23 protein-coding genes are annotated in these 26,599 nt (G+C 63.0%); 7 read left to right on the forward strand and 16 right to left on the reverse strand.

The features are described from left to right. Positions 1-67: 67 nt before the first annotated feature. The 13 genes from ACQ5ID_RS13050 to ACQ5ID_RS13110 form a co-directional block, all read right to left on the reverse strand. The gene (locus ACQ5ID_RS13050) at positions 68-1,471 is read right to left on the reverse strand and encodes a YfcC family protein (protein WP_429912864.1); all 1,404 of its coding nucleotides are present in this window, start codon (positions 1,469-1,471) and stop codon (positions 68-70) included. A gap of 143 nt (positions 1,472-1,614) precedes the next feature. After that, complete coding sequence (locus ACQ5ID_RS13055) at positions 1,615-2,793, reverse strand: ABC transporter permease (protein ID WP_429912865.1); 1,179 nt, start codon at positions 2,791-2,793, stop codon at positions 1,615-1,617. 11 nt (positions 2,794-2,804) lie between these two features. Further along, the gene (locus ACQ5ID_RS13060; protein WP_429912866.1) at positions 2,805-3,965 is read right to left on the reverse strand and encodes an ABC transporter permease; all 1,161 of its coding nucleotides are present in this window, start codon (positions 3,963-3,965) and stop codon (positions 2,805-2,807) included. Beyond that, positions 3,965-4,660, reverse strand: a complete 696-nt coding sequence (locus ACQ5ID_RS13065) for an ABC transporter ATP-binding protein (RefSeq protein ID WP_429912867.1) — start codon at positions 4,658-4,660, stop codon at positions 3,965-3,967. The genes ACQ5ID_RS13060 and ACQ5ID_RS13065 overlap by 1 nt, the downstream gene beginning before the upstream one ends. A gap of 44 nt (positions 4,661-4,704) precedes the next feature. Then, positions 4,705-5,754: an efflux RND transporter periplasmic adaptor subunit gene (locus tag ACQ5ID_RS13070; RefSeq protein ID WP_429912868.1), complete on the reverse strand. Its 1,050-nt coding sequence runs from the start codon at positions 5,752-5,754 to the stop codon at positions 4,705-4,707. Between the two features lie 296 nt (positions 5,755-6,050). After that, positions 6,051-6,896: a sterol desaturase family protein gene (locus ACQ5ID_RS13075; protein ID WP_429912869.1), complete on the reverse strand. Its 846-nt coding sequence runs from the start codon at positions 6,894-6,896 to the stop codon at positions 6,051-6,053. Between the two features lie 77 nt (positions 6,897-6,973). Continuing rightward, entirely contained in the window at positions 6,974-9,100 is a 2,127-nt protein-coding gene (locus tag ACQ5ID_RS13080) for a prolyl oligopeptidase family serine peptidase (protein WP_429912870.1), read from the reverse strand. Next, positions 9,097-9,528 (reverse strand): FKBP-type peptidyl-prolyl cis-trans isomerase, encoded by a 432-nt coding sequence (locus tag ACQ5ID_RS13085; protein ID WP_429912871.1) that lies wholly within the window; start codon positions 9,526-9,528, stop codon positions 9,097-9,099. The genes ACQ5ID_RS13080 and ACQ5ID_RS13085 overlap by 4 nt, the downstream gene beginning before the upstream one ends. 47 nt (positions 9,529-9,575) lie before the next feature. Next, positions 9,576-12,125, reverse strand: coding sequence for a TonB-dependent receptor (locus ACQ5ID_RS13090; RefSeq protein ID WP_429912872.1), 2,550 nt, complete (start codon positions 12,123-12,125; stop codon positions 9,576-9,578). 147 nt (positions 12,126-12,272) lie between these two features. Beyond that, the gene (locus tag ACQ5ID_RS13095; RefSeq protein WP_429912873.1) at positions 12,273-13,316 is read right to left on the reverse strand and encodes a FecR family protein; all 1,044 of its coding nucleotides are present in this window, start codon (positions 13,314-13,316) and stop codon (positions 12,273-12,275) included. Beyond that, positions 13,313-13,849, reverse strand: a complete 537-nt coding sequence (locus ACQ5ID_RS13100) for an RNA polymerase sigma factor (RefSeq protein ID WP_429912874.1) — start codon at positions 13,847-13,849, stop codon at positions 13,313-13,315. The genes ACQ5ID_RS13095 and ACQ5ID_RS13100 overlap by 4 nt, the downstream gene beginning before the upstream one ends. Before the next feature lie 209 nt (positions 13,850-14,058). Then, the gene (locus ACQ5ID_RS13105) at positions 14,059-15,441 is read right to left on the reverse strand and encodes an aldehyde dehydrogenase family protein (protein WP_429912875.1); all 1,383 of its coding nucleotides are present in this window, start codon (positions 15,439-15,441) and stop codon (positions 14,059-14,061) included. Positions 15,442-15,474: 33 nt separating this feature from the next. After that, positions 15,475-17,130 carry an acetolactate synthase large subunit gene (locus ACQ5ID_RS13110; protein WP_429912876.1) on the reverse strand — a complete coding sequence of 552 codons (1,656 nt, stop codon included), beginning with the start codon at positions 17,128-17,130 and terminating at the stop codon, positions 15,475-15,477. Positions 17,131-17,434: 304 nt separating this feature from the next. On the opposite strand from ACQ5ID_RS13110, the gene ACQ5ID_RS13115 reads away from it, so the two are divergent. The 5 genes from ACQ5ID_RS13115 (at position 17,435) to ACQ5ID_RS13135 (ending at position 21,797) form a co-directional block, all read left to right on the forward strand. Next, on the forward strand, positions 17,435-18,370 hold the full coding sequence (locus ACQ5ID_RS13115) for a pirin family protein (protein ID WP_429912877.1): 936 nt from the start codon (positions 17,435-17,437) through the stop codon (positions 18,368-18,370). Between the two features lie 44 nt (positions 18,371-18,414). Further along, the gene (locus tag ACQ5ID_RS13120; protein WP_429912878.1) at positions 18,415-19,674 is read left to right on the forward strand and encodes a DUF5996 family protein; all 1,260 of its coding nucleotides are present in this window, start codon (positions 18,415-18,417) and stop codon (positions 19,672-19,674) included. A gap of 81 nt (positions 19,675-19,755) precedes the next feature. After that, complete coding sequence (locus ACQ5ID_RS13125; protein ID WP_429912879.1) at positions 19,756-20,589, forward strand: alpha/beta fold hydrolase; 834 nt, start codon at positions 19,756-19,758, stop codon at positions 20,587-20,589. A 116-nt stretch (positions 20,590-20,705) separates the two neighbouring features. Further along, on the forward strand, positions 20,706-21,107 hold the full coding sequence (locus tag ACQ5ID_RS13130; protein ID WP_429912880.1) for a RidA family protein: 402 nt from the start codon (positions 20,706-20,708) through the stop codon (positions 21,105-21,107). A 69-nt stretch (positions 21,108-21,176) separates the two neighbouring features. After that, on the forward strand, positions 21,177-21,797 hold the full coding sequence (locus ACQ5ID_RS13135; protein ID WP_429912881.1) for a glutathione S-transferase family protein: 621 nt from the start codon (positions 21,177-21,179) through the stop codon (positions 21,795-21,797). 19 nt (positions 21,798-21,816) lie between these two features. Here the strand turns inward: ACQ5ID_RS13135 and ACQ5ID_RS13140 are convergent, their stop codons facing one another. The 3 genes from ACQ5ID_RS13140 to ACQ5ID_RS13150 form a co-directional block, all read right to left on the reverse strand. Further along, on the reverse strand, positions 21,817-22,668 hold the full coding sequence (locus tag ACQ5ID_RS13140) for an SDR family NAD(P)-dependent oxidoreductase (RefSeq protein WP_429912882.1): 852 nt from the start codon (positions 22,666-22,668) through the stop codon (positions 21,817-21,819). A 14-nt stretch (positions 22,669-22,682) separates the two neighbouring features. Continuing rightward, a complete protein-coding gene (locus tag ACQ5ID_RS13145) occupies positions 22,683-23,336 on the reverse strand; it encodes a hydrolase (protein WP_429912883.1) in 654 nt (217 codons plus the stop codon). Positions 23,337-23,508: 172 nt separating this feature from the next. Next, complete coding sequence (locus tag ACQ5ID_RS13150; RefSeq protein ID WP_429912884.1) at positions 23,509-24,402, reverse strand: LysR family transcriptional regulator; 894 nt, start codon at positions 24,400-24,402, stop codon at positions 23,509-23,511. A gap of 604 nt (positions 24,403-25,006) precedes the next feature. Here ACQ5ID_RS13150 and ACQ5ID_RS13155 point away from each other — a divergent pair. Beyond that, positions 25,007-26,230, forward strand: coding sequence for a tyrosine-type recombinase/integrase (locus ACQ5ID_RS13155; RefSeq protein WP_429912885.1), 1,224 nt, complete (start codon positions 25,007-25,009; stop codon positions 26,228-26,230). A gap of 175 nt (positions 26,231-26,405) precedes the next feature. Beyond that, positions 26,406-26,597 carry a helix-turn-helix domain-containing protein gene (locus tag ACQ5ID_RS13160; protein ID WP_429912923.1) on the forward strand — a complete coding sequence of 64 codons (192 nt, stop codon included), beginning with the start codon at positions 26,406-26,408 and terminating at the stop codon, positions 26,595-26,597. Positions 26,598-26,599 lie beyond the last annotated feature (2 nt).

The following is a 26,599-nucleotide window of genomic DNA, read 5'->3' on the forward strand; positions in this document are numbered from 1 at the left end:
GTCACCTATTGGTGACAATGTGCTGACGCTGGAGCTCAGAATGGAACCGGCAGAGTAGGCCGCCCGGTCAGGTATAGCCGATCCAGACCGCCAGCATCAGAGCCAGCGCCCCGGCAATGGTCAGCTTTATCATCAGCGGAAACACAAAGCGCAACCAGCGGTCATAGGGAATGCCGGCAAGGCCGAGTATGCCCATCAGCACCGCATTGGTCGGCACGATCATGTTGGAGAAACCGTCGCCAAACTGGAAGGCCAGCACCGTCACCTGACGGCTCACCCCGACCAGATCACCAATCGGGGCCATGATCGGCATGGTGGCGAAAGCCTGACCGCTACCAGACGGAACAAACAGGTTCAGAAGGCTCTGCAGCAGGAACATGCCGACAGCGGAAAACTCCGCGCGGACCTGATCCAGCGGCGTCGCCAGCGCGTTGACGATGGTGTGCAGCACCAGCCCGTCTTCAAGAATGAGCGAGATCGAGCGGGCGAAACCGACCAGCAGTGCCGTCGCCGTCAGCTGCGCCGCCCCGGTGATGAAGCTTTCAGCCGCATCATCAAGGCGCAGACGCCCGAAAATGATGGCTGCGACCGCCAGCGCCAGGAAGATGGCGGCGAGCTCAGTCAGCCACCAGCCCTGCAGCATCACACCGAGCACAAGGCCGACAATCGTCGCGCCGAGCGAGAACAGGACCAGACGGCGCTGCCAGTTCATCTTCGGATAGTCTTCCGCTGGCGGGGCCACGGTGGCGGGCAGCCCGGCCATCAGGCTCTTGGACGGATCGGCCTTCACCTTGCGGGCATAGCTGTAGACGTGATGGAAGCCGATGGCGAACATCGGCACGGCGATAGCAAGCCGGTACCACCAGCCCGAAAGCGGCTGAAGCTCGGCAATGTCCTGCGCGACCATCACGGTGAACGGGTTCATGAACGAAATGCCGTAGCCGACGCCATAGCCGACAACCATCATCCCGACAGCCGTCATGGAATCGAGCCGCAGCGCCGCGCATAGCGCGACCAGTATGCCGACAAAGGCGATGTATTCTGCGGCCATGCCGAATGTGGCGGAGAACGTGCCGAAGATGAACATGGCAGCAAAGATCAGCAGCGCCAGCCGGTCACGGAAATGGTGGAGCATGCCGCCAATCGCCGCGTCGATAGCGCCTGTTGAGCGCACCACGCCCAGCACGCCGCCAATCAGGAAGACAAAGAAGATGACATCAGATGCCGAGGCCATGGCGCGCGGCACCACGCTGAGCAGATGCCAGGGCGCCAGTGTCTGCGCGTCCTCGACCACCTCATAGGTGCCGGGCACCACCATCATCCGCCCGGCCTCGTTGGGCTGCATCTCGAAACTGCCCGCAGGCAGTATCCAGGTCAGCACCAGCGCGAAGGCCATCATGATGACCATCAAGACCAGCGTATGCGGTATCTGCAGCCAAGAGCGCTTACCCGCGCCTTCCTGTCCGGTCATCGGCAATCCCCTCTTATTGTCTTCGTCCGGCTGCCATTGGTGATGGGCGCGCCGCGAAGGTCAAGCGCACAACCGCGATAAAATACAGGGGATGGACGGTCCCGGTCTGATGAGGGGGCTGCCCCCGCCAGACCGGGCCGGTATCAGTCGGAATGCACCGCCAGCAGGGGGATGCGCGCCGCGCGGACAGCCGGGATAAACCCGCCCAGAAAGCCGACGATCAGGGCAAGGATCACCCCTTGCACCACCGCATCGGAGGTGACGGCGAAGGAGAACACCACTTGCGTGAAGCCCGACCCCAGCGTGGAGGCACTCACCCCGTCAAAGACAAGCCAGGTTGCCAGAGCGCCGATCAGCCCGCCTGCAAAGGCCAGCACCAGCGCCTCGGCCATGGCAGCGAAAAACGCCGGGAAACCGCCAAAGCCGATCGCCCGCAGGGTTGCCAGTTCACGCGTGCGTGCATCGACCGAGGCATACATCGCGTTCCAGGCGCCGGCGAGTGCGCCGATGGCCATGGCAAAAGCCAGCGGCCAGCCAAGGAACATGATGAGATTGGTCGTGCCGCCCGCTGACCGCGCGAAATAGGCCCGCTCGGAGAGCACCTCCATATTGAGACGAGGCTCGTTCTCCACGTATTCGCGAAGCTCCTCCACCGCTTCTGGCGAGGTTAGCCGTGCACGGATGGTCTGCACGCTGGAGCCACGGTCATAGAGGTTCTGGATCACGCCAAGATCAGCCCAGATTTCAGAATCAAACACCGATCCGCCGGTCGAGAAAACGCCGACAATGGTCCACTCATTGCTGCCCAGCCGGATGCTCTGCCCCAGCTCGAACCCGTCAAATTCACGCAGCACGCTTTCACCCACAACCAGCTCCCCGGTGCCGGGACTGAACATGCGCCCCTCCACCATCGAAAACTGCGGGCGAAGCTCCGGCCCGTACTGCCCGACCCCGCGAAGGGCCAGATTGGCCGGCGTCTGCGTGGCGCGCTTTATGCCATCGGCGATGACATAAAGCTCGGCGGAGATAAGAGGCTCGCCCTCATCGCTGGCGGCGATACCCGGCGCGATTTCAATAAGGCGCACCTCGTCGCGGGCGATATTGGAGTTCATCTCCGCCATCGCGCCGCCGCGCAGCATGATCGCCACATCTTCCGAGCCCGCACCATCGACGGTGGCCCTGAAACCGCTGGCCATAGCCATGAAGCCGAGCAGCACGCCAACCACCAGGGCGATGGAGAGGACTGTCGCCAGCGACATGCCCCAGCGCTGCGGGATGGAACGCAGATTGAGAAGCGTTACGGCTGTTGTCTGTTTGAGCATGATGATCTCTCCTAGATCTTGCCGAGCGCTTCGGAAATGCGCACCTGCATGGCATTCCAGGCAGGCAGCAAACCGGTCACGACACCCAGCGCCGCCATCAGGGCAAGCGCGGTCAGAACATTGGTCAGCGATATGCCGAATGGCGGCAGGAAGCCCGACATGGCGGCGCTGGCTGCAGAGGCCGCCAGCGTGGCAAGCCCCAGACCGATCAGTCCGCCAAGGAAGCTGAGCAGCATCGATTCCCACAGCACCATGCGGAAGATGCGCGGCGCGGTGAAGCCAAGCGTTTTAAGCACCGCAATCTCGCGGGTGCGTTCATTGACCGCCATCACCATGGTCGTACCGACAATCATCAAAATGGTCGCGAATGCCGCCCCGATAACCCAGGTCAGGATCAGGCCGATATTGCCGAACTGCTCCATGAAGGCTTCGTTGAACGCAGCCTCGGTAGTGGTCGATGTTTCCGCCGGCGAATTGGCAAACAGAGCATCGATTTCCTGACTGACCTGGTCGTTCAGGGCCGGGTTTGTCGTGTTGATCGTGAACCAGTGAAAGCCGTCGCGGCCAAAGGCCAGACTCTCATTGAAATACTCATAATGGAGCATGAGATAGTTGGTCGGATAGGTGCCTTCGGTGTCATCAAACACCCCGCAGATATCCAGCTCCCAAGCCTGCGAACCATCCATGTTCTGCCAGATATTGGACATGAGCGGGATACGGTCGCCCGTTGACCAGCCAAACTGGTTGGCAAGCGCCCGGCCGACAATCGCGCAGGTACGCCCCTCAAGGAACGCAGCGCGCTCTTCGGGCGGCAGGACGATCTCGGTGGGATAGGCATCCAGATAGGATTGCGGATCGACCGCGAAGCTCTGCACGAAGTTCTGCGGCTCCTGATAATAGCCGCCAAACCAGCTGGCCGGGGCGGCGTTACGTACCCCCTCCACCTGCTGGATACGGCCCCAATAGGCATAGGGCAGCGCCACGGTGAAATTGATCCGGTTGACGGTTACCAGCCGCTCCTGCGCCGCCGTGCCGGATCCGGCCGAAAATGCGTTCTGGAACGCGCCCAGCACACCGAAGATCAGGAAGGCGACCAGAATCGACACCATGAGCAGAACCGCCCGCAACCGCTTGCGGAACAGGTTCTTGCGGATAAGAGTTGCGTCGTTCATCAGGCTTTCCCCTTCTCCTCGAAGCGGCCCTTGTTCAGGTGCAGCTCACGCGCGGCATAGGTCGCCGCTTCCGGGTCGTGCGTGACCATGATGATGGTCTTGCCCAGCTCCTTGTTGAGCAGCTGGAGCGTCTGCAGGATTTCATCTGCCGTGCTGCGGTCCAGATCACCCGTCGGCTCGTCAGCCAGCAGGACTTTCGGGTCAGCCACGATGGCGCGGGCAATCGCCACGCGCTGCTGCTGACCACCGGAAAGCTGACCCGGACGGTGTCCGGCCCGTTCCACCATGCCGACAATATCAAGCGCGGTTTTCACCCGTTCTTTACGCGCCTTGCCCGACAGGTTCGTCAGCAGCAGGGGCAGTTCCACATTTTGCGCGGCGGTAAGCGTCGGCATCAGATTGTAGAACTGGAAGATGAAGCCGGCATTCTTGGCACGCCATTTGGCAAGGCGGCCCTGGCTGAGATTATCGATGCGCTGGCCCTCGAACAGGACCTCGCCCGAGCTGGGCTTGTCGATCCCGCCCAGCAGGTTCAGCAGAGTGGTTTTGCCTGAGCCCGACGGCCCCATGATGGCGATGAAATCACCCTGCGAGATCGTCATGTCGAGCCCGTCAAAGATCGCGACGGTCTCCTTGCCGCGCGTATAGCGCTTGGAGAGGCCCTTGAGTTCGTAAAGTCCTGATGCGTCTGCCATGATGTCCTGTCCCTTGAAAATTCAGTCCCGGCCAGTGGCCGTCATCACTCGATAAAGGTCACGCGGGCGGCCATGTCCGGCAGGACGCGGGCGTCGCGCTCATTGAGGGCCACGCGTACCTTGATGGTTGCGCGGCTGCGGTCTGCAGTGGGTATTATCGCCTCCACCCGGGCGGGAATCCGCCACTCCGGATAGGCATCCAGCACCGCCTCGACGCGCTGGCCGGGCGTCACGCGCTGGATCTGGCCTTCATTCACATCAACCTCGATCTCCAGCGAGGCCATATCCACCAGTGTCGCGACACCGGTACGGGTGAACCCGCCCCCGGCGGAGCCGGGAAAGAGTATCTCGCCAACTTGCGCATTCTTCGCGATCACGACGCCGGCAAACGGCGCGCGCACGACGTGGCGGGCAATCAGGTCCACCTGACTGGTCCGGCGGACACGCGCGCTGTCCAGCTCGGCGCGCGCAGCGCGCAGCTGGGCCTCAAGGCTTGATTGCTGGGCCTGCGCAGCCGTCAGCGCCGCTTCAGAGGCAATCTCCCGCTCAAACAGGCTGGACGCCCGGCGCGTAACCGTACCGGCCTCGCGCGCCTGAAACTCCAGAGACCGCACGCGCGCCTCGGCTGCCGCAATCTGGGAGTCGATAAGCTCCAGATCGAGCTGCGCACGCGTATCGTCCAGCCGGGCCAGCACTTCGCCCGCCTCGACCTCGGTGCCTTCTTCCACCAGCACTTCGGCAATGCGTCCGGTAATCTCGGCGGATACCGTCGCCTGACGGCGCGCCACCACATAACCAGAGGCGACAAGACCCGATGCGCGCGGTGCACGCGGTGCCGGAGCAGGTGCTGTTTCACCCGGCGCACTTGCCGCATTGCTGACTGGCGCAGGCTGCGAGCTGGCAGCGGTCTGCTGCGCGGGCGCAGCCTGTTGGCCATCATTACCGGTCAGGAACCATACCGCGCCTGCGGCCAGCGCCGCCGCTACCAGCATGGCGCCGATCAGCATGACCGGCGAAACGCCGCCACTGCGCCGCTCCTCCTCATCCCGGTTGATGCTCAGCGACCGCAATTTGTCCCGGCGATCATCACTCATTGATCTTGTCCCCTGCCTGTCCCGCGCCCTGATGCGCCACGCTGGCACAAGGGGTAGAAGCTCCGCCCCTACCTGTAAAGCACCCTTTACGATACATTTTCGTAATGTTCCGGCTGAATTGCTTTGGTCAAATTACTTTGATTTGCAAAGTTTATGGAGTCAACAAGCAAAATGACGTGATGGTGGTGGCTGATGGTGATGCCATAATGGCCTGGTGGCACGATGACGTGTTGGCGTAAAGGCGCGGTGGTGGAGCGATGACGTGTTGGCGTAATGGCGCTGCGGGGCAACGCGGATCATGCGGTATGGCTCGGCATGTCCGCCTCTTTCGCGTCATTGCCCCTCCCCCGGAATGGCTGGAGCAACATGCGATCAAGCCAGAGATCACGCGGTGTGCGGAACTGCTCGATGCCAATCGTCATCGCGTCATGTCCCGCTTCGGGTTGCGCACGGTAGGTGCCGAACAGCCGGTCCCACCAGGACAGGTTGAAACCGTAATTGCTGTCGGTTTCGTGGCGCAGGACCGAATGGTGCACACGGTGCATGTCTGGCGTCACCACGAACAGCCGCAACACCCGGTCGAGGCCGAACGGGAGGCGGATATTGGAGTGGTTGAACATGGAGGTGGCGTTCAGCAGCACCTCGAACACCAGGACGGCCAGAGCCGGTGCACCGAGCAGCGCCACCAGCGCGAGCTTGATGAGCATGGACGCTACGATCTCGCCGGGATGGAAGCGCAGGCCCGTCGTGGCGTCAAACTCCAGATCCGCGTGGTGCATACGGTGAAAGCGCCACAGCAGGGGCACTTTATGAAACATCACGTGCTGGCCATAGATCGCCAGATCCAGCAGCAGGACCGAAAGCGGCAAAGCTAGCCAGAGCGGCGTATCCAGAAGGTTGAACAGGCCCCAGCCCGCTCCTTCAGCCCACAGGGCAAAGGCCACCGCGAGCACCGGAAAGGCAAGGCGCAAAATCGCCGTGTCTAGCACGACCAGCGCCAGATTATTGCTCCAGCGGACCAGGCGTGGAATTTCGCGCCTGCGGCGAGGCGCAGCCAGCTCCCACACCATCATCACGCCCAGCACACCGCCGAACGCGGCGAGGCGCAGCACAGGCTCGGCGGCAAGAATGGTCTCGGGCATGGCTCCCTCATGACGCATCGCAAGCTCAGTATAGGACGCGCCTGAGGAATGAGAACGCGGCCAACCGGCATGGTGGACTATTGCCCGGCTGAGGGCATCAGCCGGGCAATCAGGAAATGCATCCGCATGGCCATTATGTCAGGCCGGGCAAGCGCATCGCTGACGCCGTGCCCACCCAGCTCATTCTCGATGAAGAACACCTCGCCACCGGCCGCCTGAAGGCGGAAGGCCAGCTTTCGCGCATGGGCCGGGCCGACGCGATTATCCGTGGTCGACACCGTGACGAGGAAGGGCGGATAGCGCCCGTCCGGCCGGATGGCCTGAACCGGCGAGTAGCCAAGAAGCGCCTCGCGCATTTCCGGCACGCGCGGATCACCATACTCGTCCATCCATGCCGCACCCATGGCGATCTGGTGATAACGCAGCATATCAGCCAGCGGAGCATCACTGACAGCCGCGCCGAACAGATCCGGCCGCTGGGCCGACACCACCGCGGAAAGCAGCCCGCCATTGGATGTGCCGAACACGCCCAGCATGTCGGGCGTCGTGAGCCCGCTATCGACAAGGTTTTCGGCGACCGCGATGAAATCGTCATAAGACACCTGACGGCGTTCACGCATCGCAGCGCGATGCCATGCCACGCCGCGCTCGCCGCCGCCGCGTATGGCGGGGACCGCCAGCGCGCCGCCCCGTTCAAACCACAGCCGCATGGCTGGCCCGCCCATGCCCCCGCCGAAATAGTTCGGCGCGAAGGAAATGCCGAAAGCGCCATAACTGGTCATCAGCACCGGCACCGGGCCATCGGGATGTTCCGGCCGGACGAGATAGAAATCGATGCGCTCACCATCGGGCGCAAAGGCCGAGCGGACTTCAGCGATATAGCCTGACGCATCAAAGGCCGGTTCGGCCTGCTCGATCTGGATATCTTCGCCGTCCGGGCCGGGAACGGACAGTGTGGGCGGCAGCAGGAAGCCCGCACGCCGGAGCACCACCTGATCACCAGCCGGATCTGCCGCCACCACTGAAACCTCTACGCCGGGCTCGGCCTGTGCCACTGTCCGGGCTGTCCAGCCATCGGCGCCGCGCCGCACCGCACGGATCTGGGTCTGGAGCGATGCGCGCACGGAAAAGAACACCTCATCGCGCGTCGAGGCAAACCCGCCAAAACTGTCGATGACCGCCTCATCCTCGGGGATATGAACGACTTCCAGCCGACCGGCACCCGGCGCCTGGGGATCAAGGCCGAAGGCGATCACACTCTCGGCAGGCACATCTTGGCCGTTGATCCGGGCTGGTTCGGAGAGCTGGAACACCACATGGCTTGTCGTGCCGCCCAGAGGCCCGAACGCCTTGACGGAGCGCGGCACAGGCACTTGGGCTACCCGGCCCTCGCCATCAACGGTGAACACCTCAAAGGTGGAATAATCGATCACGCGGGTGGCCAGCACCTGCGGATAGGCGCCGTAACGCAGAAGCTGCAAGGTGGCATCGCCCGGTTCGCCGGTCAGCACCACCGGGGCTTCCAGCGGGTCGCCGCCGCGCCGCCAGAGGCGTGCCGAGGCCGACCATCCCGCAACGGTAATCACGCTGTCGCCAAGGCTGTGTGCAACAAGGACCGTATCGGCATCAATCCAGGCAGCCTGCACCCGTGCGGCACCCAGCTCAAACCCGTCCTCCACGAAGCTCCCGGCTTCAAGATCAAACTCGCGCAAGGCGCGCTCATCCGCGCCGCCATCAGAGAACGCCAGCAGGCAACGGCTGTACTCGGGCGGCAGGCACGAGGACGTGTAGGCCCAGTCCAGCGTGAGCTGGGCGTTCATTTCGTCACCATAGGCACCGATATCCAATACGGTTTGCCATTCACCCGGCAGACCGTCCTCACCGCGGGGCGCCACTTGCAAAAGGCCGCGCGGATGGCTCGCATCACGCAACACCCGGACGGCACGCTCGCCCAGTAATGTGTAGGTTTGCGGCGGGCGATGGCCACGAACCGCCTCGCCCAGCTCCAGCGCTATGGCGTCATAGCCGGGCTCGGACGTCAGCGCCGCACGCGACGCTTGCGTTGCCGCACGCGCCCAGTCCAGCGCTTCCTCGCCGAAATCGGGTTCCAGCCATTCCAGATCATCCGCCGCAGGAAGGGGCGGGCAAATGACCAGCGCAAGTCCCGTTCCGGCAAGGGCAACAAACCGCCGCAAGCTCATCATTGCCCCTCCTCGCCCGGCTGGATGTCAATGAGCTGGATACGGAAAACAAGCGTGCTATTGCCCGGTATGGGACCGATACCATCCTCCCCATAAGCCATTTCCGGCGGCATGGTGACGATCCAGTCATCGCCCGGACGCATCAGCCGCAGCGCAATGCCCCAGCCGGGAATAAGCCGGCGCAACGGAAACTGCACCGGCTGCTCGGCCTCCAGCGAGGAGTCGAAGACTTCGCCGCTCTCCAGCCGCCCCTCGTAACGCACGACGATCTGGTCGGACAGGCGCGGGTGCGGGCCGTCTGCCGGACCGGAGCGGAGCACCTCATAGCGCAGCCCTTCAAGCACCACGACATCGTTGGAGGCGGCCGGCTCAAGCGTAGCGAAGCTGGCAGAGGAAAGAAGCAGGCAGGCAAAAATACAGGAACTGACCATAATGGCCTCCATGCAAGCGGGCTCCGGCAATGCCGGGGCCCGGATGACTAGAAGTCGTAGGTGAAGCGCACACCGGCTGTGCGCGGGCGCACATGGTGCTGGCGCAGTATGCCACCACCCAGCTGGGAAACGGTCACGCCCCGGCTGTCGGCAATGTTCTCGACAAAGCCCTCGATCCGGGCCCCCTGCACACGGAATGATCCGCGCGCATCGAGCACGTGATAGTCCCCCTGCTCCAGCGTTCCAGCCAGATTGCTCGGCGCACCGGATACATAACGGTGGGTCAGCATGGCCATCGGCTCAAGGGCACCATCACCGGTCCAGGTAACGGCGTTGGAGATGCGCCAGCGCGACGCCCCCGGCATACGCGCACCCGGCTCAACGGTCGTGCCGCCCGACACCACCTCATTACGCAATGTGGCATCCAGATACCCTACCATCGTCGTCAGGCTCAGCTGGGCCAGAGGCTGCCAGGTGGCCGAGACATCGACACCGTAATTGCGGGCCGCGCCCACATTGTCGGCAAAGGCGAGATTATCACCGCGAACGACCTGAAGCTGGATGTCGTCCCAGTCGATATAGAACACAGTCGCGTCAAAAAGCCAGGACCGGTCTGGTGACGAGGCGCGCACCCCGATCTCGTAGTTATAGAGCGTGTCCGAGCCAAAGCTTTCCGGAGACGGAAAATTTGGGTTCGGCGGGATGGGGTTGGGACCGCCGAAGCGGAAGCCACGCGAGGCCAGGGCATAGGCCATCAGGTTATCGCTGAACTCATAAGTCAGCGATATCTTGGGGTTGAACCCCGTCTCTCCTGCACTGGCCGGATCGGGCTCGGATACCGGATCACCGCTGGACAGGAGCGTAAGCAGCCCCGTCATCCGGCTTCTATGGTTGATGCTGGTATCGAAATAGCGCCCGCCTGCGGTCAGCGTCCAGTTCGGGGCAAAACGCCAGTTGGCCTCGCCGAAAACTGCCGCTTCCTCGCCGTTGACGCGCAACATGTAATCGGTGAAGCGGTCTCCGGGTGCCGCCAGCGCGCCGACCCCGGCCCCGAAGGCCGGCCCGTAAATCTGTTCGATGAGCGCTGCCGCTCCGTCGAACTCCGCATAACTCGGCATGTCGATCCGCGTACGGTTATAACTGGCACCAACCAGCCATTCGAACGTGCCGCCGCTAGGCGACATCAGGCGCGCCTCGAACAGATCGCCCGATGACTGCCGCTCGGCCACCAGCGGCACCTGTGTGGGAATATTGGCAAAAAGTCCGCCGAAATTGGCCGTGAAATCGGCGATGTTATGGGTGCTCTTGTCCATCCGCGCCGCGTGCAGGACGAGCGTCGCACTGCCCAGATCGATATCACTGCGCAGGCTGTGCACCTCGGTAGTGGCCCGGAAGGGCTCCAGCAGGCTGGACGAGCGGGTCAGGTCGCCAAGGCCGGGAAAGGCCGAAAAGGAGTCCTCGGTTTCGCTGCGGAAGAACAGGCTGAGCGCCGATACAGAGATCGCCTCGCTTGCCTGCCATTCCACCGATATGCGTCCGCCATAGCTGTCTATGCCATTGGTGTCGGTCTGCCCCACACCAACATTGTCCAGGTAGCCGGCATTGCGCCGGTAGGTGCCTACCGCCCGGATGGCGAGCCGGTCCTCGATGACCGGCACATTCACCATCGCCTTGCCGGTATAGTTGGGAGAGCCCGCGCTGGACGTGGATGACAGGCTGGTCTCAACCCGCCCATCAAATCCTGAATGGTCCGCGCGCGCCGCCACATAGTTCACCGCGCCGCCCAAAGTCGCCGAACCAAAGAGGGTGCCTTGCGGCCCGCGCAGCACTTCTACACGCTCCATGTCGAACGCATCGATGTCCGGAATGCCCGCGCTGTTGAACGGCTCGGTGAGCGGCACCTCGTTGATGTAGACGCCCGTGGTCCCCTGCCCCACATCAATTGACGTGGTGGACGAGACGCCACGAATGCTGATCGAGGAATAGCCCGGCATGGCATCGTTGAACTGGACGCCAGGCAGACGGGTGAGGTAGTCGGCAAAGCTCTGCGCGCCCAGCTCGTCAAGCTGGCGCCCGGTCAGGGCGGTTACCGAACCGGCAACCCTGCGCAGATCTTCCTCGCGCTTGCGAGCGGTGACATAGATGACCTCAAGCGCGGCAGACGATCCGCGTCCGGACGCATTGGCCATCCCGCCCCCGCCACCGGATGGCTGGGCGCGATTCTGCGTCGAGCCGGCCGAAGACTGTCCCTGCGTGGCAGCGGGGTGATGCGGAGCGGGTTCGATAACCGTCACGCCGCGCTCTGTCGTGCGGGCATTGACGTTGGCGGCGTCGAGCAACAGGGCGAGCGCCTGCGAAGGCTCGTAGCTCCCGCGCACGGGCGGTGCCATCTGGCCTTCAAGATCGGCCCGCGAGAAGGCAATTTCCGAACTCGACTGCCGTCCGAACTCGATCAGTGCGGTTGCAAGGGGCTGGGCCTCGATATCGAAATCCACAACCGCGCCCGGACTGGCAAGCGCCACCGCACTTGTCAGAACTCCGAGGGCACAGCCCGCCATCATTGCCGCAAGGCGGCCTGCAGAAGATGATCGTTTCATTATTCTCCCCGATCTTTCGCTCGCCGGAAACCCGGTCAGAAGCCCAGAACGCGGGAGAGGCGAAAGTCCGCACCTCGTAACGGCAGTTTTAGCAGTATGCATACCGCTCAAGGCAGCGCGCGTGGGGAGCCGGCCGGCTGTCCGGCCCTAGGAGTCTCCTGCCCAGACCAGCAGTATCTGCCCGTCATCGCGGACAATCCCGGCAGGCAGAACGGCAGACACCGCATCGAGAAAGCCCTCCGGACGTCCCGTGCGGTAAAGCCCGCTGATCCTGAATTCCTCCAGGCGCGGATCGGCAAGGATGATCGGTGCTCGCGTGTACCGGTTCACTTCAGCGAGGGCCGAGGCCAGAGGCTCGTCGTCAAGCTCGATGAACCCTTCACGCCACCGCATCTCCCGGCGCGCATCCATCTCTCGAAGCACGGCTGGCTGGCCGGCCGCCTCTACCAGCCGCTGGCCGGGCGTCAGCGTCACGGCATCTGCCGGACGCCCATCCGCCATGGAGGGCGGGCGTACGACCACTGATCCGCTGACAAGGGCAACATCGAACCGGTCATCTTCAAGGCGAACCTCGAAGGCGGTGCCAATCGCTGTCACGCGCGTTCCATTGCCGACGACGGAGAATGGGCGGGCCGGGTCACGCGCCACGTCAAAAAACGCCTGCCCCCTTTCCAGCCGGATCACCCGCTCGTCAGCGGAATATTCCACCCGAACTTCCGTGGCAGTGTTCAGCGTGACAAGAGTTCCGTCGGCCAGCACGAATTCCAGCCGCTCGCCCACCTGCGTCTGGTAGTGATCGGCCACCGCAAACCCGGCCTCGTCACCGGCACCTGCGTCCTGGAGGAATTGCAAGGCGAGATGCAGACCAGCCAGGCCAGCAAGCCCGGCCAGCAGCACGCTGGCGGCCACCGCTTGCCAGGGCAACCGGGGTGAGCGCCTGGGTCCGGCGAGCAGGGCAGACTTGCGCAGCGCCCTGAGATGGGCGGCATCAGCGTGATCGTCGAAAATCTCCAGCGCATGCGCGCCGCGATCAAACGCCTCGCGGTGCGCTGGCGCAGCTGCCAGCCAGCGCTCCAGCGCCGCGGCGTCCGCCTGTCCCAGCGGCCCTTCCAGCAGCAAAGCGTGCCAGTAGGCGGCCGCCTCACTGGCCGACATGGCCTCCAATTCCCGCTCCGGGCTCTCACGGTTCATCGCTCTGCCATCCTGTCAATCAGATGGGCAATGGCGCGCCGCATATTCTTCTCCGCAGCGCTTTCCGATATTCCCAACCGCTTTGCGATTGCGCGGTATGTCATGCCTTCAAGCCGCTTCAGCACAAACACCGTCCTTGGCCGTTCGGGGAGTTCCAGCAATATGGCCGTTACCATTTCAAGGCGTTCCTTGCCTATAAGAACGCGGTCATTCTCAAAACTCTCATCAGCCAGGTGCAGCCCGTCCATCGGTCCGTGCGCGTCCTCATGACGGACACGGCGGCGGCGCAGCCAGTCCTTGAGAACACTGCTGGCGGTCTCGAAGACATAGCCCCGGACGGAGTCGAAATGGGTGATGTCACCCCGCCGGACCAGCCGCACGAGCGTTTCCTGCGTCAGATCCTCCACCTCGGCGCTTTGCCGCACACGCTTTGCGAAATAGCGCATCAGCGACGGGCGGAACTCCCGGGTCAGGCGTTCCAGTCCGTCCGCGTCCGGATCAGACGCCCTATCTTTTGCTGAGGAGTCCCTCATCACCATCCCTCGCCAGGCGCGCCATGAAACATCCGCGAGGGAGCAAAATCAATCGGCACCATCCGCAATCCGATTATCAGACTCTCAGAACGCAGCGCCAGAAACAACGCCTATAGCCCAACACTGTGAAAGGCGCAGAAATCTCGAAGTGAATAAGGGAGCCGAGGGTCTCAGCTCGCAGCCCGCAAGGAGCGCGGACACAAGCGGCCTCAACCCTTGTGCATCAGGATCATTTTCTCGTGCGTCATGTCGCGCAGGGTGAAGGGGATGCCGCCCGTGCCGTAGCCGGACTGTTTGCGGCCCGCGAAGGGCATCCAGTCCGTGCGGAAGGCCGTGGGATCGTTGATCATCACCGCCGAGGCGTCGAAATGATTGGCGGCGTGCATCGCCACATCAATGTCCTGCGCGAAAATGCTCGCCTGGAAAGCGGTCGGCAGGCTGTTTGCCCGCGCGATCGCCTCGTCCAGCCTGTCATAGCGATAGACGGCGACCACCGGTCCGAACACTTCCTGCGTCGAAATTTTAGCATCGTCCGCCGGATCGAGCAGTACGGCTGGCCGGAGCGTGGTTTCCGACAGGCGTTCACCGCCGGTGGCAAGCCTTGCTCCTCCGCTGACCGCCTCGCGGGTCCATTCCGATACGCGCTCCGCTTCGCGCGGCAGGATCAGGGGGCCGACTTCTGTGTCGTGCAGCACCGGGTCTGCCGTGCGCAGGCTCTCCACGCGCGCCACCAGTCTTTGCGTGAAATCCTCTGCAATGTCTGCGTGGACGAAAATCCGCTGTGTCGACACGCAGACCTGCCCCGCATGGTAGAAGCCGCCCTTGACGATGGGCTCAATGATCTTCGCGATATCCGCGCTCCGGTCGACAATGGCCGACGCTGCGCCGCCATGCTCCAGCGCCACGCGCGTACCCGGCGCGGCTTTCGAGCGCAACGCCCAGCCGACCTTGGCTGATCCGATAAAGCTCAGAAAGGCGATGCGCGGATCGGTCGCGAGTTTTTCGGCCAGCTGATTATCGTCGGTGATGAAGGTCTGGCACCAGGCTCCCGGCAGCCCGGCCTCGTGCGCCATCGCCACGAAATCGAGGCAGGAGAGCGGTGTGGTGATCGCCGGTTTGACGATGACCGGACAGCCGGCCGCGATGGCGGGCGCGACCTGATGGACGATCAGGTTGAGCGGGTGGTTGAACGCCGAAATGGCGGCGACAACTCCGACAGGCTCTTTTGTCGTGAACGCCCAGCGGCCTTCAGACGCCGCTGACAGGCCCATCGGAATTTCCCGGCCTACAAGGTTTCGCAGCTCGTCTGCTGCATTATGGACCCCGTCAATGGCGCGCGTTGTTTCAACGATGGCATCAGGCAGAGGCTTCCCGCCCTCGCGCGCGATCTGCAGGGCGAGATGGTCGCGCCGGGCCTCCATCAGACCAGCCAGCCTGCGCAGGATCGCGATCCGCTCATGCGGCTGGAGCCAGCCGGTGCGATCCGCGAACACGCGCACAGCTGCCTCGAGTTTGCGCTCCAGCGCACCTGCGTCATCGGTTTCGATCTCGGCGATCAGGGCGCGGTCATAAGCCTGTACGACTTTCAGCATGTTCAAACCCTCGTCCCGTCCACGGTCATCCGCTCAGGCAAAGTCCACGTCAGGGGAACGGTTACGCAATTCGTCCACCAGCACCCGCGTATTTTCCGAATAATCGATCGGCACATCGACCAGATGGACACCGCCATCGGTGAAAGCAGCCTCGAGCGTTGGCACCAGATCCTCCACGGACGTCACCCGCGATCCTTTGGCTCCGTAGGCTTGCGCGTAGCGCACAAAGTCCGGATTGCCGAAGCTCATTCCGAAATCCGGGAAGCCATCCACGGCCTGCTTCCAGCGGATCATGCCATAGGCACTGTCATTGAGGATCATCACGACAAGGTTCAGCCCCAGCCGGACCGCCGTTTCCATCTCCTGCGAGTTCATCATGAAACCGCCATCGCCGCAGACCGCGAGTACCCGCCTGTCGGGGTAGAGCATCGCGGCCATCATGGCCGAGGGCAGGCCCGCGCCCATCGTGGCAAGCGCGTTGTCGAGCAGCAGCGTATTGGCGACGTGCGTGCGGTAATTGCGGGCGAACCAGATCTTGTACATGCCATTGTCGAGGCAGACGATGCCATCCTCCGGCATCACCTTGCGGACATCATGCACGATGCGCTGCGGCGTGACCGGAAAGCGGTCTTCCTCTGCGCGGTCATTGAGGCGGGCGAGGATTTTCTGACGCAGCTTCAGCATGGCCTCATCAGCCGGGAGACGCCCGTCCAGCCGCTCTGCGAGCGCCTCGACAGACGCCCCGATATCGCCGATCACCTCGAAATCGGGATGATAGACCTGTTCCACGCTCGCCGAATGGTAGCCGACATGAATGACTTTCGGCCCGCCAGCGCTCTCCATAAGGAAGGGCGGCTTTTCGACCGTGTCATGGCCGATGGCGATGATCAGATCAGCGTGATCGACCGCTTCATGGATGTAATCGCCTTCCGAGAGCGCGGCCGTTCCCATGAAGAGATTGGAGCCGCCGGTGACGGCGCCCTTGCCCATCTGCGTATTGAAGAAGGCGAGCCCCGTACGCCGCACGAATTGCGATAGCGGCTCCACAAGGGACGGACGGTTGCCCGCCGCGCCGATCATCACCAGCGGGTGTCTGGCAGCCAGTATCATCTCAGCGGCCTTGTCCAGTGCGGACGGGCTTGCAATCGCGCGCACCACCTCATGGACAGGAATTACCGACGCGCCGTGAGCGTCCTCCGACGCGACATCCTCTGGCAGTTCGAGGTGAACCGGCCCGGGCCGCTCCTCCATCGCAACACGAAACGCGTCGCGCACCATCGAAGGGATACTGCCGGCGCTGAGAATCTGGCGGGACATCTTGGTCAGGGGCTTCATCGAGGCGACGATATCGACGATCTGGAAGCGGGCCTGCCTGGCGCTCATCACCGGCTTCTGCCCGGTGATCAGGATCATCGGCATGGCGCCGAGATGCGCATAGGCCGCGCCGGTCGAAAAATTCAGCGCTCCGGGACCAAGCGTAGCAAGGCAGACGCCCGGCCTTCCCGTCAGCCGCCCATGGGTTGCGGCCATGAACGCGGCCGCCTGCTCATGCCGGGTGAGGATCAGCTCTATGCGCGAGGTTCGCAAGGACTCCAGAAGGTCGAGATTTTCCTCGCCCGGCACGCCGAATATCCGGTCCACGCCCTCATTCTCAAGCGCGGCCACGAACAGGTCCGACCCTTTCGTCATCGCATGAACTCCCTGAACCGGTTTTTTCCAACAAGGCACGGCCATCAGACGCGGGCCGCCCCATGGTTGTGCCACTCCCTGTCCGCGGGCGGAAGGGCCACGTCCCGACGCGCTCTGTCGCGCAACGCGGAACGCTTCGCGAGCTCCCCAACGCCCTGAACTGGCAGTCCCTGCACAGAAAGCCTGTCCAAGGGGTTCCAGTTTGCGCGACACAGATAAGCCAATTGCAGGTCTAGCTGGAGCGGAGGCCGGAGGATACGACTTTGGACCCGCCACATCCGGCAGTCTGTCCGAGGTTGAAGCCATGAGTTGGAACCCTGCAATCGAGCCCGGTTGTCCCGATAATGTCGGGAGTGACGCGATCGAGACCCTCATCATCCCGCGCACCCGCGATCTCGGCGATTTCGAGGTCCGGCGCGCTTTGCCCGCATCGAAGCGGCAGATGGTCGGGCCCTTCATCTTCTTCGATCAGGCGGGGCCAGCAGAATTGCTGACCGGGCATGGCGTCGACGTCCGGCCCCACCCGCATATCGGCCTTGGCACCGTCACCTATCTGTTCAAGGGCGATTTCCATCACCGCGACAGCACTGGTGCCGATCAGATCATCAGCCCCGGCGCGCTCAACTGGATGGTAGCCGGGCGCGGCATCACCCATTCCGAGCGCACGTCAGCAGAGGCGCGCAAAGGCCCCAACAGCCTTTTCGGCATACAGACCTGGCTGGCCCTGCCTGACAGCCATGAGGACGTGGACCCGAGCTTTGAACATTTCGGCAAGGAGACCCTGCCCGTGATCGAGGATCACGGCGTATCGGTCCGCCTCATTCTCGGAAACGCCTATGGCAAGGCCGCGCCTGCGGCGATGTTTTCCGAGACCTTCTACGCCGATGTGAGGCTTGAGCCGGGAAGCCGGCTGCCCATGCCGGACAATCACGAGGACCGCGGCATCTACATCGTTGAAGGTTCGATCTCGGTTGCCGGTCAGGAATTCGGCGCCGCTCAGATGATGGTCTTCCGCCCCGGTGACCCGATCACGGTCGCCGCCGGAGAGCGCGGCGCGCGCCTTATGATCCTTGGCGGCGCGACGTTCAACACGCCGCGCTTCATCTGGTGGAACTTCGTCGCCTCCAGCCGGGAACGCATCGAGGAAGCCAAAACTGAATGGCGCGCGGAGAACTGGGGGCAAGGACGCTTCGACCTGCCGGTCGATGACCGCGACGAGCACGTTCGCTTGCCCGACTGAACCACCCTGCCTGCCGGACTCAAACCGAATGGAGAACAAGAGACATGAACAGCAACTGGCCCCAAATCGACTATCTCAGCTGGCGTGAGACCTGTTCAGCGCTGCATCTCTATCTGCAGATCGTGGGCAAATACCGGCTGGCGCACACGCCCTGGATCAACCATTCGTGGAACGCGACCTTCTACGTCACGCCGAGGGGGCTGGCATCCTCGCCCATCCCTGACGGGCCGGGCATTGAGATCCTGTTCGACTTTCTCAATCACAAGGTCGTGGGCACATGTGGGGAAGGCCGCGAGCTATCGTTTGATCTGGGGCCATCCACCGTTGCGGCCTTCCATGCCCGCTTCGTGCAGCTGGTCTCCGATCTCGGTGGCGACCCGACCTTCCATGGCAGCCCGAACGAAGTGCCATTCCCGGTTCCCTTCGCCGAGGATGACCGCGACCGCCCCTATGACCGGGAGGCCGTGCGCAACTTCCACAAGGCACTGATTTCAATCGACCGGGTCTTCAACCGGTTCCGCACCTCTTTTCTTGGAAAATCCAGCCCCGTTCACCTGTTCTGGGGCGCGCTTGATCTGGCCGTAACGCGCTTCTCCGGACGCCGCGCGCCGCTTCATCCCGCCGGGATCCCGGCACTGCCCGATGACGTGGCGCAGGAAGCCTATGATCGCGAAGTCTCGTCAGCCGGTTTCTGGCCGGGCGGCAACAGCATCGACTACCCAGCCTTCTATGCCTATGCCTATCCATCGCCCGGCAATTACCGCGCCGCGACCGTCCAGCCCGAAGCGGCATTCTGGCACGATACCCTGTCCGAATTCGTCTTGCCCTATGACGCCGTGCGGTCAGCCCCCGATCCCGAAAAGGCTCTGATGGCCTTCCTCGTCTCCACCTACGAGGCGGCGGCGGAACTGGGCGGGTGGGACCGCGATCTGCTGGAATGTGACCATGGAGAACCCCGCAAGGTCCGTGCCCCCGATGCAGCGGTGGTGACCGCCGCGCCCGCCATCGGAGACGAAAAGGTCGAGCGTGAGGATGGCCCGGCGAAGGGCCGCTACCTACTGGTCATTGACGGTGCCGAGGCCGAAATGACCTACAGCCGCGCCGGCGACGGCATGATCATCATCGATCACACCCATGTTCCAGACACGTTGCGCGGCCGCAAGGTCGGGGAACGACTGGTACGCCAGGCCATCGAAGATGCTCGCCGGGACGGGGTCACCATCGTCCCCCTCTGCCCGTTCGCCAAGGCACAGATCGAACGTCATCCCGAATGGCATGACGTGATCCGCAAACCGCAGACATGAGGGGCGCTCTGCGATGACCGGCGCGGTGTGCGCCTGATAGCCCCAAGCAGTTGTTTAATATCAGCAAAAGGAAATACTATCATGGCTAGCATCACGACACCCGACGGCACGCAGCTCTTCTACAAGGACTGGGGACCCAAAGACGCCCAGCCTGTCATGTTCCATCATGGCTGGCCTCTGAGCGCCGATGACTGGGACAACCAGATGCTGTTCTTCCTGTCGCAGGGCTACCGGGTCATCGCCCACGACCGGCGCGGGCATGGGCGGTCTGACCAGACCGACACCGGCAACGATATGGACACCTATGCGGCCGACGTCGCGGCGATCACCGAGGCGCTGGATCTGCGCGATGCGATCCATATCGGACACTCGACTGGCGGGGGCGAGGTCGCGCGCTATGTGGCCCGCGCCAAGGCCGGACGCGTCGCCAAGGCCATCCTGATCGGCGCCATTCCGCCCGTCATGGTGCAGTCGGCATCCAACCCTGACGGTGTTCCGATGGAGGTGTTTGACGGCATGCGTTCCGCGCTGGCCACAAACCGGGCGCAGTTCTTCCGCGATGTGCCCAGCGGGCCCTTCTTCGGCTTCAACCGCGAAGGCGCGACGGCAAGCCAGGGCATGATCGACAATTGGTGGCGTCAGGGCATGGCAGGCGGTGCGAAGGCCCATTATGACTGCATCGCTGTCTTCTCCGAGACCGATTTCACCGAAGACCTGAAGGCCATCAATCTTCCCGTCCTGCTGATCCATGGCGAGGATGACCAGATCGTGCCGATCGAGAACTCTGCCCACAAGGCCATCAAGCTTCTCAAGCACGGCACGCTGAAGACCTATCCGGGTCTGTCGCACGCCCCGTTCGCCACGCACCCCGACATCATCAACGCAGACATGCTCGCCTTCGCCCGCCAGGTGTAACGCCGGAGGGGGTGGTCTTTGTCACCCGAATGACCAGAGGCTTGGGGGATGTTGCAGCGTGGCTGGCAATCATCCCCCGCGCCCTTCGCCAGCATTACAGCAGGAGAGAAACCCTCATGAAGATCGCCCGCATCAACCCGCCGGAGCTGCCGGACACCGAGGCGGCCGGATACTCCCAGATCTCGGTCGTCGAACCTGGCCGCATGGCGTACATTTCAGGACAGGTCGCCGTGCCGCCCGACGGTGCGCCGGTTCCGGCCGATCTAGCCGACCAGATGAAGATCGTTGCCCGGAATGCGCAGGCGGCGCTGGATGCGCTTGGCGCCAGCGCGAAGGATATCGTCATTGCGCGATGCCTCGTCACGGATCTCACGCCCGAACGGCTAGAACAGGTCATGCCTTCGCTGCTGGAACTCTTCGACGGCGCTCATCCCAGCCTCACCGGATATGGAGTGGCTGCCCTCGCCGCGCCAGAGTTTCAGGTCGAGTTGGAAATGACCGTTCGCCTGCCAGACTGACCCGCCCCCTGAATGGCCTATGTGTCCCGGCTTCGTCCTGGGACATCGCCCAGCACAAAGGACCATGAAATGCCCACGCTCTACTACGCTCCCGGCGCATGCTCGCTGGCACCCCATATCGTTCTGGAATGGATCGGCGCGCCTTATGAGGCCGTCAGGGTCAAGCACGGGTCTGAAGAATTGCTGGCCGTGAATCCGGCCGGTGCCGTGCCGACGCTCCGCGAGGATGATGGCTGGCTTCTCACGCAGGCCGGCGCGATCCTTGACTATCTGGCAAACAAGCACCCGGAAGCCGGGCTTTCCGGCGGTGACAGCCTGCGCGCCAGGGCCGAGGCGCATCGCTGGTCGGCCTTTCTGACCTCGGACGTTCATGCCGCCTTCTGGCCGGTCTTCATGCCCTTCCGCTACACGACCGATCAGGGCAAGGAGGCGCGGCGCGCGGTTGTCGAGGCAGGACACAAGCTGGTCGCCAAGCAGTTCGCCATCCTGAACACTCACCTCGACGGGCGCGAGCACATGCTGGATGGGGGGCGTTCGGTGATCGACGCCTACGCGTTTCCGATGATCCGCTGGGCGCAAAAGATGCTGCCCGGCGGGCTTGAGCCCTACGCAAACGTGCAGGCACTCCATGACAGGCTGGCTGCCGACGCCGCCGTCCAGAGGGTTCTCGCTCGCGAGGAGAGCAAGTAAGTTTCATGTCGGCTCGGCCTCAGCTCAGGCCGATGATCTCAAGCAAATAGGACTCCAGCTCCGCCTCGGTCATTTCGCGGGCGGCCAGCATCATGCGCTCGGCGTCAGCGCCCACCGCCACCCTACTCGCCGGGGCATCACCTTCCGCGATGTCGATGATGCGCGCCGCTGCTATGGCCATGTCCATACCGGCCGCCTGCATGCCCTCAAGCCGCCCGGACACGTTACCAAAGGCCTTGCCATAGAGCTTGCGATACTGCCGGGGCAGGGCCGCACTATCCGGCGAAATCCCCTCATCATTTTTCAATGCGCCGAGCCGGACGAGGGTGACGTCAATGCCGAACGGTTTCAGTTCGGTGCGGTACGTGGCTGAAAATGCTTCAATGGCCGCTCCCGACGCGCCTGATGGCCCGTCGAAGGCAAGCGGTACGCGCCCGGTCCAGTCACTGATCTGCACGATACGGCCGCGCGCGCAGCGCAGGGCTGGCAGGTAGGCGTTGATCACCGCCAGCGCCCCGAACACATTCATCTCGAAAACATGCCGGACGGCGTCGTGCGGCAGCGCCTCCACAGGTCCACGCGCGTGGTGTCTCGAAGTGCTTATCAGGAGATCAAGACCTGCCGGGCCGAGCGCGTCCGCCACACCGCAGGCCCACGCCTCGATAGCGACGGCCTTGGTGCTGTCGCAAACCATCAGGCTGACGCGCCCGGCGGAAGCCTCTTTGAGCTCTTGAGCCTCTTCCCAGGACGCAGCCGTCCCGAAGACGATATAGCCCCGCGAGGCAAGCCCGAGCGCGATCTCGCGCCCGAGCCCTGCCCCGGCGCCCGTGACGACGCCCGAGCGGCCCGGGCGCGAAGAGGCCGGTTTCATAAGGTGCCTGCTCACTAGCTGGCGGCGTCAGGCACCGGCGTGTTGAGCAGCTGCTGCTCCCACAGAAAGGCAATGCCGCTCCCGGCAAGGTGCTCGATCACCACGTCGACGAGCCCCGCAGCGGTTTCGGTCCGCGCCCAGTCGCGCTGCCATTCCGAAGCGAGTGCCACCCAGGTCATCATGTTGATACCCGCTGCAATCATGCGCTGGATCGCCACCTGATGGCCCTCGAGCGAAATACCGCCGGACGCGTCGGTAATGACCGTCACGTCCCAGCCTTCGCCGGCTGCTTGGATAGCCGGCATCGCAACGCAGATTTCGGTCCACAGTCCTGCGATGACCAGCTGCTTGCGGCCGGTCGCCTTGACCGCATCGACCACCTTCGGGTCCTCCCAGGTGTTGATGAAGGTGCGGTCAATCACCGTCTGGCCGGGAAACACGTCTGTAATCTGGGGAAAAATGCGCCCGCCCCGATCCTCTACGACGCTGGTCAGGATCGTCGGCACGCCGAAGACCTTTGCGGCCTTCGCCAGCCCTGCGGCATTGTTCACCACCATATGCGGATCGTGGCTGTTCAGGTTGGCGAGCTGGTAGGGCTGGTGGTCGATCATTACCAGCACTGAATCTTCCGGGCGGAGAAGTGAGGAAAGTCCGTTTCTGAAAGTCATGACAATATCCTTTGCTGTCACAACGCGTGGGACTGTCCTTCGAAGACAAATTGCGGACCCACATCGTCTGCGGTCAGTATCGTCATGTGTGAAGTTGGCGCGGTAGCGCCTTCCGGTGGCAAGCTGTGTCGCGAAAAGAGGAACACGGCCCTGCAAAGCGCCAGCTTGCGCCTCAGCCGGGCGTGCCGGCAACGTCGGGTGCTTTTGCAAAGCACTCGATCAGCATCTCGGTGAGGACCCGGACCTTCCTGGCAGGATGCTGGCCGGGAGGCCGGATGACGAATATCCCTGCCTCGCGGATGGGATAGCGCCTCATCACCGGAACAAGCGCGCCCGACACCAGATGTTCGTGGATCAGGGCGTCGGGAAGATACGCGATACCCACGGAGGCCAGCGCGGCAGCAACCAGCGCCGTTCCGTTGTCGGCCTTGAAGCGCCCCTGGGGGCGGACCGCCACGACATCGCTGCCGTCCATGAAATGCCAGGTTTCCGTGCCCTGCATGACAGCCTCGTGGCTGGCAATATCGGCTGGAGTTTCCGGCGCGCCGAACATCTCGATATATTCCGGGGTCGCGACCAGCTTGCCGTAGATTGGCCCTACGCGTCTGGCGATCAGGTTTGAGTCGGCCAAGTGGCCGACCCGGATGGCGCAGTCAAACCCTTCTGAAATGATATCCACGAAGCGGTCGCCATAAGAGGTGTGGATATGCAGGCTGGGGTGGCGCCGCGCCATATCTGCCAGCACCGGTGCAAAGTGGGTTGGACCAAAGGAGAGTGGCGCGGCGACACGCAGACGGCCACGAAGTTCACCGGCGGGCAGGATCGTTTCCCGGGCGGCGTCCATCTCGGCGCACACGCGCGCTGCGTGCTCGCGGAAAGTGGCGCCCGCTTCGGTCAGCGCTGCGCCGCGGGTGGACCGTGCGAGCAGCAATACGCCAAGTTCGGCTTCAATCCGGGCAAGCCTGCGGCTGACGATGGACTTGGATACGCCGAGCCTCAGCGCAGCTGCGGAAACGCCTCCCGCATCAGCGACTTCGACAAATGTGCGTAACTCTTCAATGTCCAAATCTGCGTTCCTTGTTTGGCAACGCAGTTGCCCAACTGGCGGTACTATCGCAGCAAATCTCGCAACGGCAATAGCGTGTTTGCGAGGCAGCTTGCCGGAGCCTTCAATGCCCGCAACCCGTTTGCCACTGTCAGACGTTTTAAAGCAATGGGGCTCACCGTCTCACCGACCTCCGCGTCAGCTTCTGCCTCCGATCGGATGAGCGAGACGCATATTCGGCCCTCCCCATGATCCGGGCCGGAAAGTTTTACGGGATATCCGTTCAGATATGTGGGCCCGCCCGGAAGAGGCCAGCCTCTCAAAACACGTCAGGGAGTCCCCAGTCTGACATCAACGCATCATCACAATGGAGCAAGCGTTCTCACCATCATGTTGCATGGGTAGGTATGGCGCGCCCGAAGAGATTCGAACTCCTGACCCCCAGATTCGTAGTCTCTGACTTTGCATTTTAGGCAAGCTGTTGAAAACACCCGGCTATTGCCTTCAGTTAATTGATTTTGCTTGTCTTTTAGGTGTCGCTACGTTGACAAAAGCGGACACTGAAGGCTAGTATCCGGACACGGTTTGCACATTCGGGTGCGGACATAGTGCGGACACAGAAGCCATGGCCAAGGTCGTCATCACCGACACAATCGCCCGCAAGCTGGATGCGCCAGAGACCGGCAACAAGATAACCTACGACGCGCGTGTGCCTGGGTTCGGGGTCCGCGTGACGGCCTCTGGCGCACGCTCTTTTGTCATCAACTACCGAACGAAGGGCGGACGCGAGCGACGCTACACAATTGGCCGCGTCGAGGACTGGCGCGCGACCGATGCACGCGCCAAGGCCAAGGAATTGCGCCAGAAGGTGGACGCTGGAGGCGATCCGCTCCAGAGCGAGCGCGATGTGCGTGCAGCGGCGACGGTGAAGGAGGCTTGGACTTGGTTTGAAGAGTCATACTTCCCCGAACTACGTCCGGCGACGCGGGCCGACTACAAGAGGCTTGCCAACATGTACGTGTTGCCAAGCCTTGGCGGCATGAAGGCCGCTGACGTGCGCCAAGAGCACATTCGCGCGATGTATCGGGGCATAGAGTCGCCATATCGGGCAAACAGGGCGCTGGCCGTGACCTCTAAACTATTCGCAGAGATGATCGCCGATGGCGGATTTATCGGAGTCGCCACAAATCCCGTGAAGCACGCCATCCCTGCCCGCAAGCGGCACAAGGAGGCGAAGCGCGAAGCCCCCCTCGGCACCGAGCATATCGCCCCCCTGCTGGCCGCTCTGGCGGGCGAACAGGACAAGCAGGGCGCGAACGTGATCCGACTTTTGATGCTGACAGGCGCGCGCCGTGGCGAGACGCTTAAAGCACAATGGAACCAATTCGACTTGGACAAGGGCTTCTGGACGAAGCCCTCCCACCACACAAAGCAGAACAAAGAACACCGCATCGCCCTGTCCGGCGCGGCGCTCACGTTGATGAAACAACTTTGGAACCAGCGCGATCAGGAAGCCGAAAGTGATTGGGTGTTCCCCTCTGGCCGGACTGGCGCGCATAGGACCGAACTCAAGGCGACATGGCGACGGGTGTGCATCGCCGCTGGCCTTGTGAAAGAGGAAACGCGAGGCGAGCGCGTGGTGCTCAAGCCCGTCGCCCGTCTGCATGACCTACGGCACTTTTACGCCAGCAACCTTGTGGCCTCTGGCGCGCACCTCACTGTAGTGCAGGACATGCTAGGCCACACGACCCCGGACATAACCCGGCGGTACATCAAGACAAAAGAAGATGCGCAGCGCGAGGCGGCGAACGCCGTGGGCGACCTGTTCAAGGAAGGCGCGGCGCAGTGAACGCATTCCGTCCAACAAACGGCAAGAGCGTCAATTAAATATAGACGGCCCGGACTCCGGGACTTCGCAAGACGAATTCGTGAAAAATGTGTTAACCCGCGCTTAAGCGTCATATTTCTTATATTGTCCTCCAACATGACAGACGGAGGGCGCTTTGGCCTTGCTTGACAATTATTTGCCGTCCGCTGACGCCGCCGCTGAGCTAGGCGTCAGCACGCGGACGCTCGCTCGCTATGAACGCGAGGGCCTAGCTGCCACGAAAGTCGGCAGGCGCAAGCTCTATTCGGAAAAAGCGATATTGGATTTTCTGGCCAAGCGGACAGTTGACCGAAGCGTCAAACCAGAACGCCGCCCCCGCCGCGCATAACC

It is taken from the genome of Glycocaulis sp., from assembly GCF_050485565.1.
Lineage (GTDB): Bacteria > Pseudomonadota > Alphaproteobacteria > Caulobacterales > Maricaulaceae > Glycocaulis.

Coding starts and splice junctions, on each gene's coding strand:
- ACQ5ID_RS13050 (WP_429912864.1), bottom strand. CDS start 1,471: ATGACCGGACAGGAAGGCGCGGGTAAGCGCTCTTGGCTGCAGATACCG.
- ACQ5ID_RS13055 (WP_429912865.1), bottom strand. CDS start 2,793: ATGCTCAAACAGACAACAGCCGTAACGCTTCTCAATCTGCGTTCCATC.
- ACQ5ID_RS13060 (WP_429912866.1), bottom strand. CDS start 3,965: ATGAACGACGCAACTCTTATCCGCAAGAACCTGTTCCGCAAGCGGTTG.
- ACQ5ID_RS13065 (WP_429912867.1), bottom strand. CDS start 4,660: ATGGCAGACGCATCAGGACTTTACGAACTCAAGGGCCTCTCCAAGCGC.
- ACQ5ID_RS13070 (WP_429912868.1), bottom strand. CDS start 5,754: ATGAGTGATGATCGCCGGGACAAATTGCGGTCGCTGAGCATCAACCGG.
- ACQ5ID_RS13075 (WP_429912869.1), bottom strand. CDS start 6,896: ATGCCCGAGACCATTCTTGCCGCCGAGCCTGTGCTGCGCCTCGCCGCG.
- ACQ5ID_RS13080 (WP_429912870.1), bottom strand. CDS start 9,100: ATGATGAGCTTGCGGCGGTTTGTTGCCCTTGCCGGAACGGGACTTGCG.
- ACQ5ID_RS13085 (WP_429912871.1), bottom strand. CDS start 9,528: ATGGTCAGTTCCTGTATTTTTGCCTGCCTGCTTCTTTCCTCTGCCAGC.
- ACQ5ID_RS13090 (WP_429912872.1), bottom strand. CDS start 12,125: ATGAAACGATCATCTTCTGCAGGCCGCCTTGCGGCAATGATGGCGGGC.
- ACQ5ID_RS13095 (WP_429912873.1), bottom strand. CDS start 13,316: ATGAACCGTGAGAGCCCGGAGCGGGAATTGGAGGCCATGTCGGCCAGT.
- ACQ5ID_RS13100 (WP_429912874.1), bottom strand. CDS start 13,849: ATGAGGGACTCCTCAGCAAAAGATAGGGCGTCTGATCCGGACGCGGAC.
- ACQ5ID_RS13105 (WP_429912875.1), bottom strand. CDS start 15,441: ATGCTGAAAGTCGTACAGGCTTATGACCGCGCCCTGATCGCCGAGATC.
- ACQ5ID_RS13110 (WP_429912876.1), bottom strand. CDS start 17,130: ATGACGAAAGGGTCGGACCTGTTCGTGGCCGCGCTTGAGAATGAGGGC.
- ACQ5ID_RS13115 (WP_429912877.1), top strand. CDS start 17,435: ATGAGTTGGAACCCTGCAATCGAGCCCGGTTGTCCCGATAATGTCGGG.
- ACQ5ID_RS13120 (WP_429912878.1), top strand. CDS start 18,415: ATGAACAGCAACTGGCCCCAAATCGACTATCTCAGCTGGCGTGAGACC.
- ACQ5ID_RS13125 (WP_429912879.1), top strand. CDS start 19,756: ATGGCTAGCATCACGACACCCGACGGCACGCAGCTCTTCTACAAGGAC.
- ACQ5ID_RS13130 (WP_429912880.1), top strand. CDS start 20,706: ATGAAGATCGCCCGCATCAACCCGCCGGAGCTGCCGGACACCGAGGCG.
- ACQ5ID_RS13135 (WP_429912881.1), top strand. CDS start 21,177: ATGCCCACGCTCTACTACGCTCCCGGCGCATGCTCGCTGGCACCCCAT.
- ACQ5ID_RS13140 (WP_429912882.1), bottom strand. CDS start 22,668: ATGAAACCGGCCTCTTCGCGCCCGGGCCGCTCGGGCGTCGTCACGGGC.
- ACQ5ID_RS13145 (WP_429912883.1), bottom strand. CDS start 23,336: ATGACTTTCAGAAACGGACTTTCCTCACTTCTCCGCCCGGAAGATTCA.
- ACQ5ID_RS13155 (WP_429912885.1), top strand. CDS start 25,007: ATGGCCAAGGTCGTCATCACCGACACAATCGCCCGCAAGCTGGATGCG.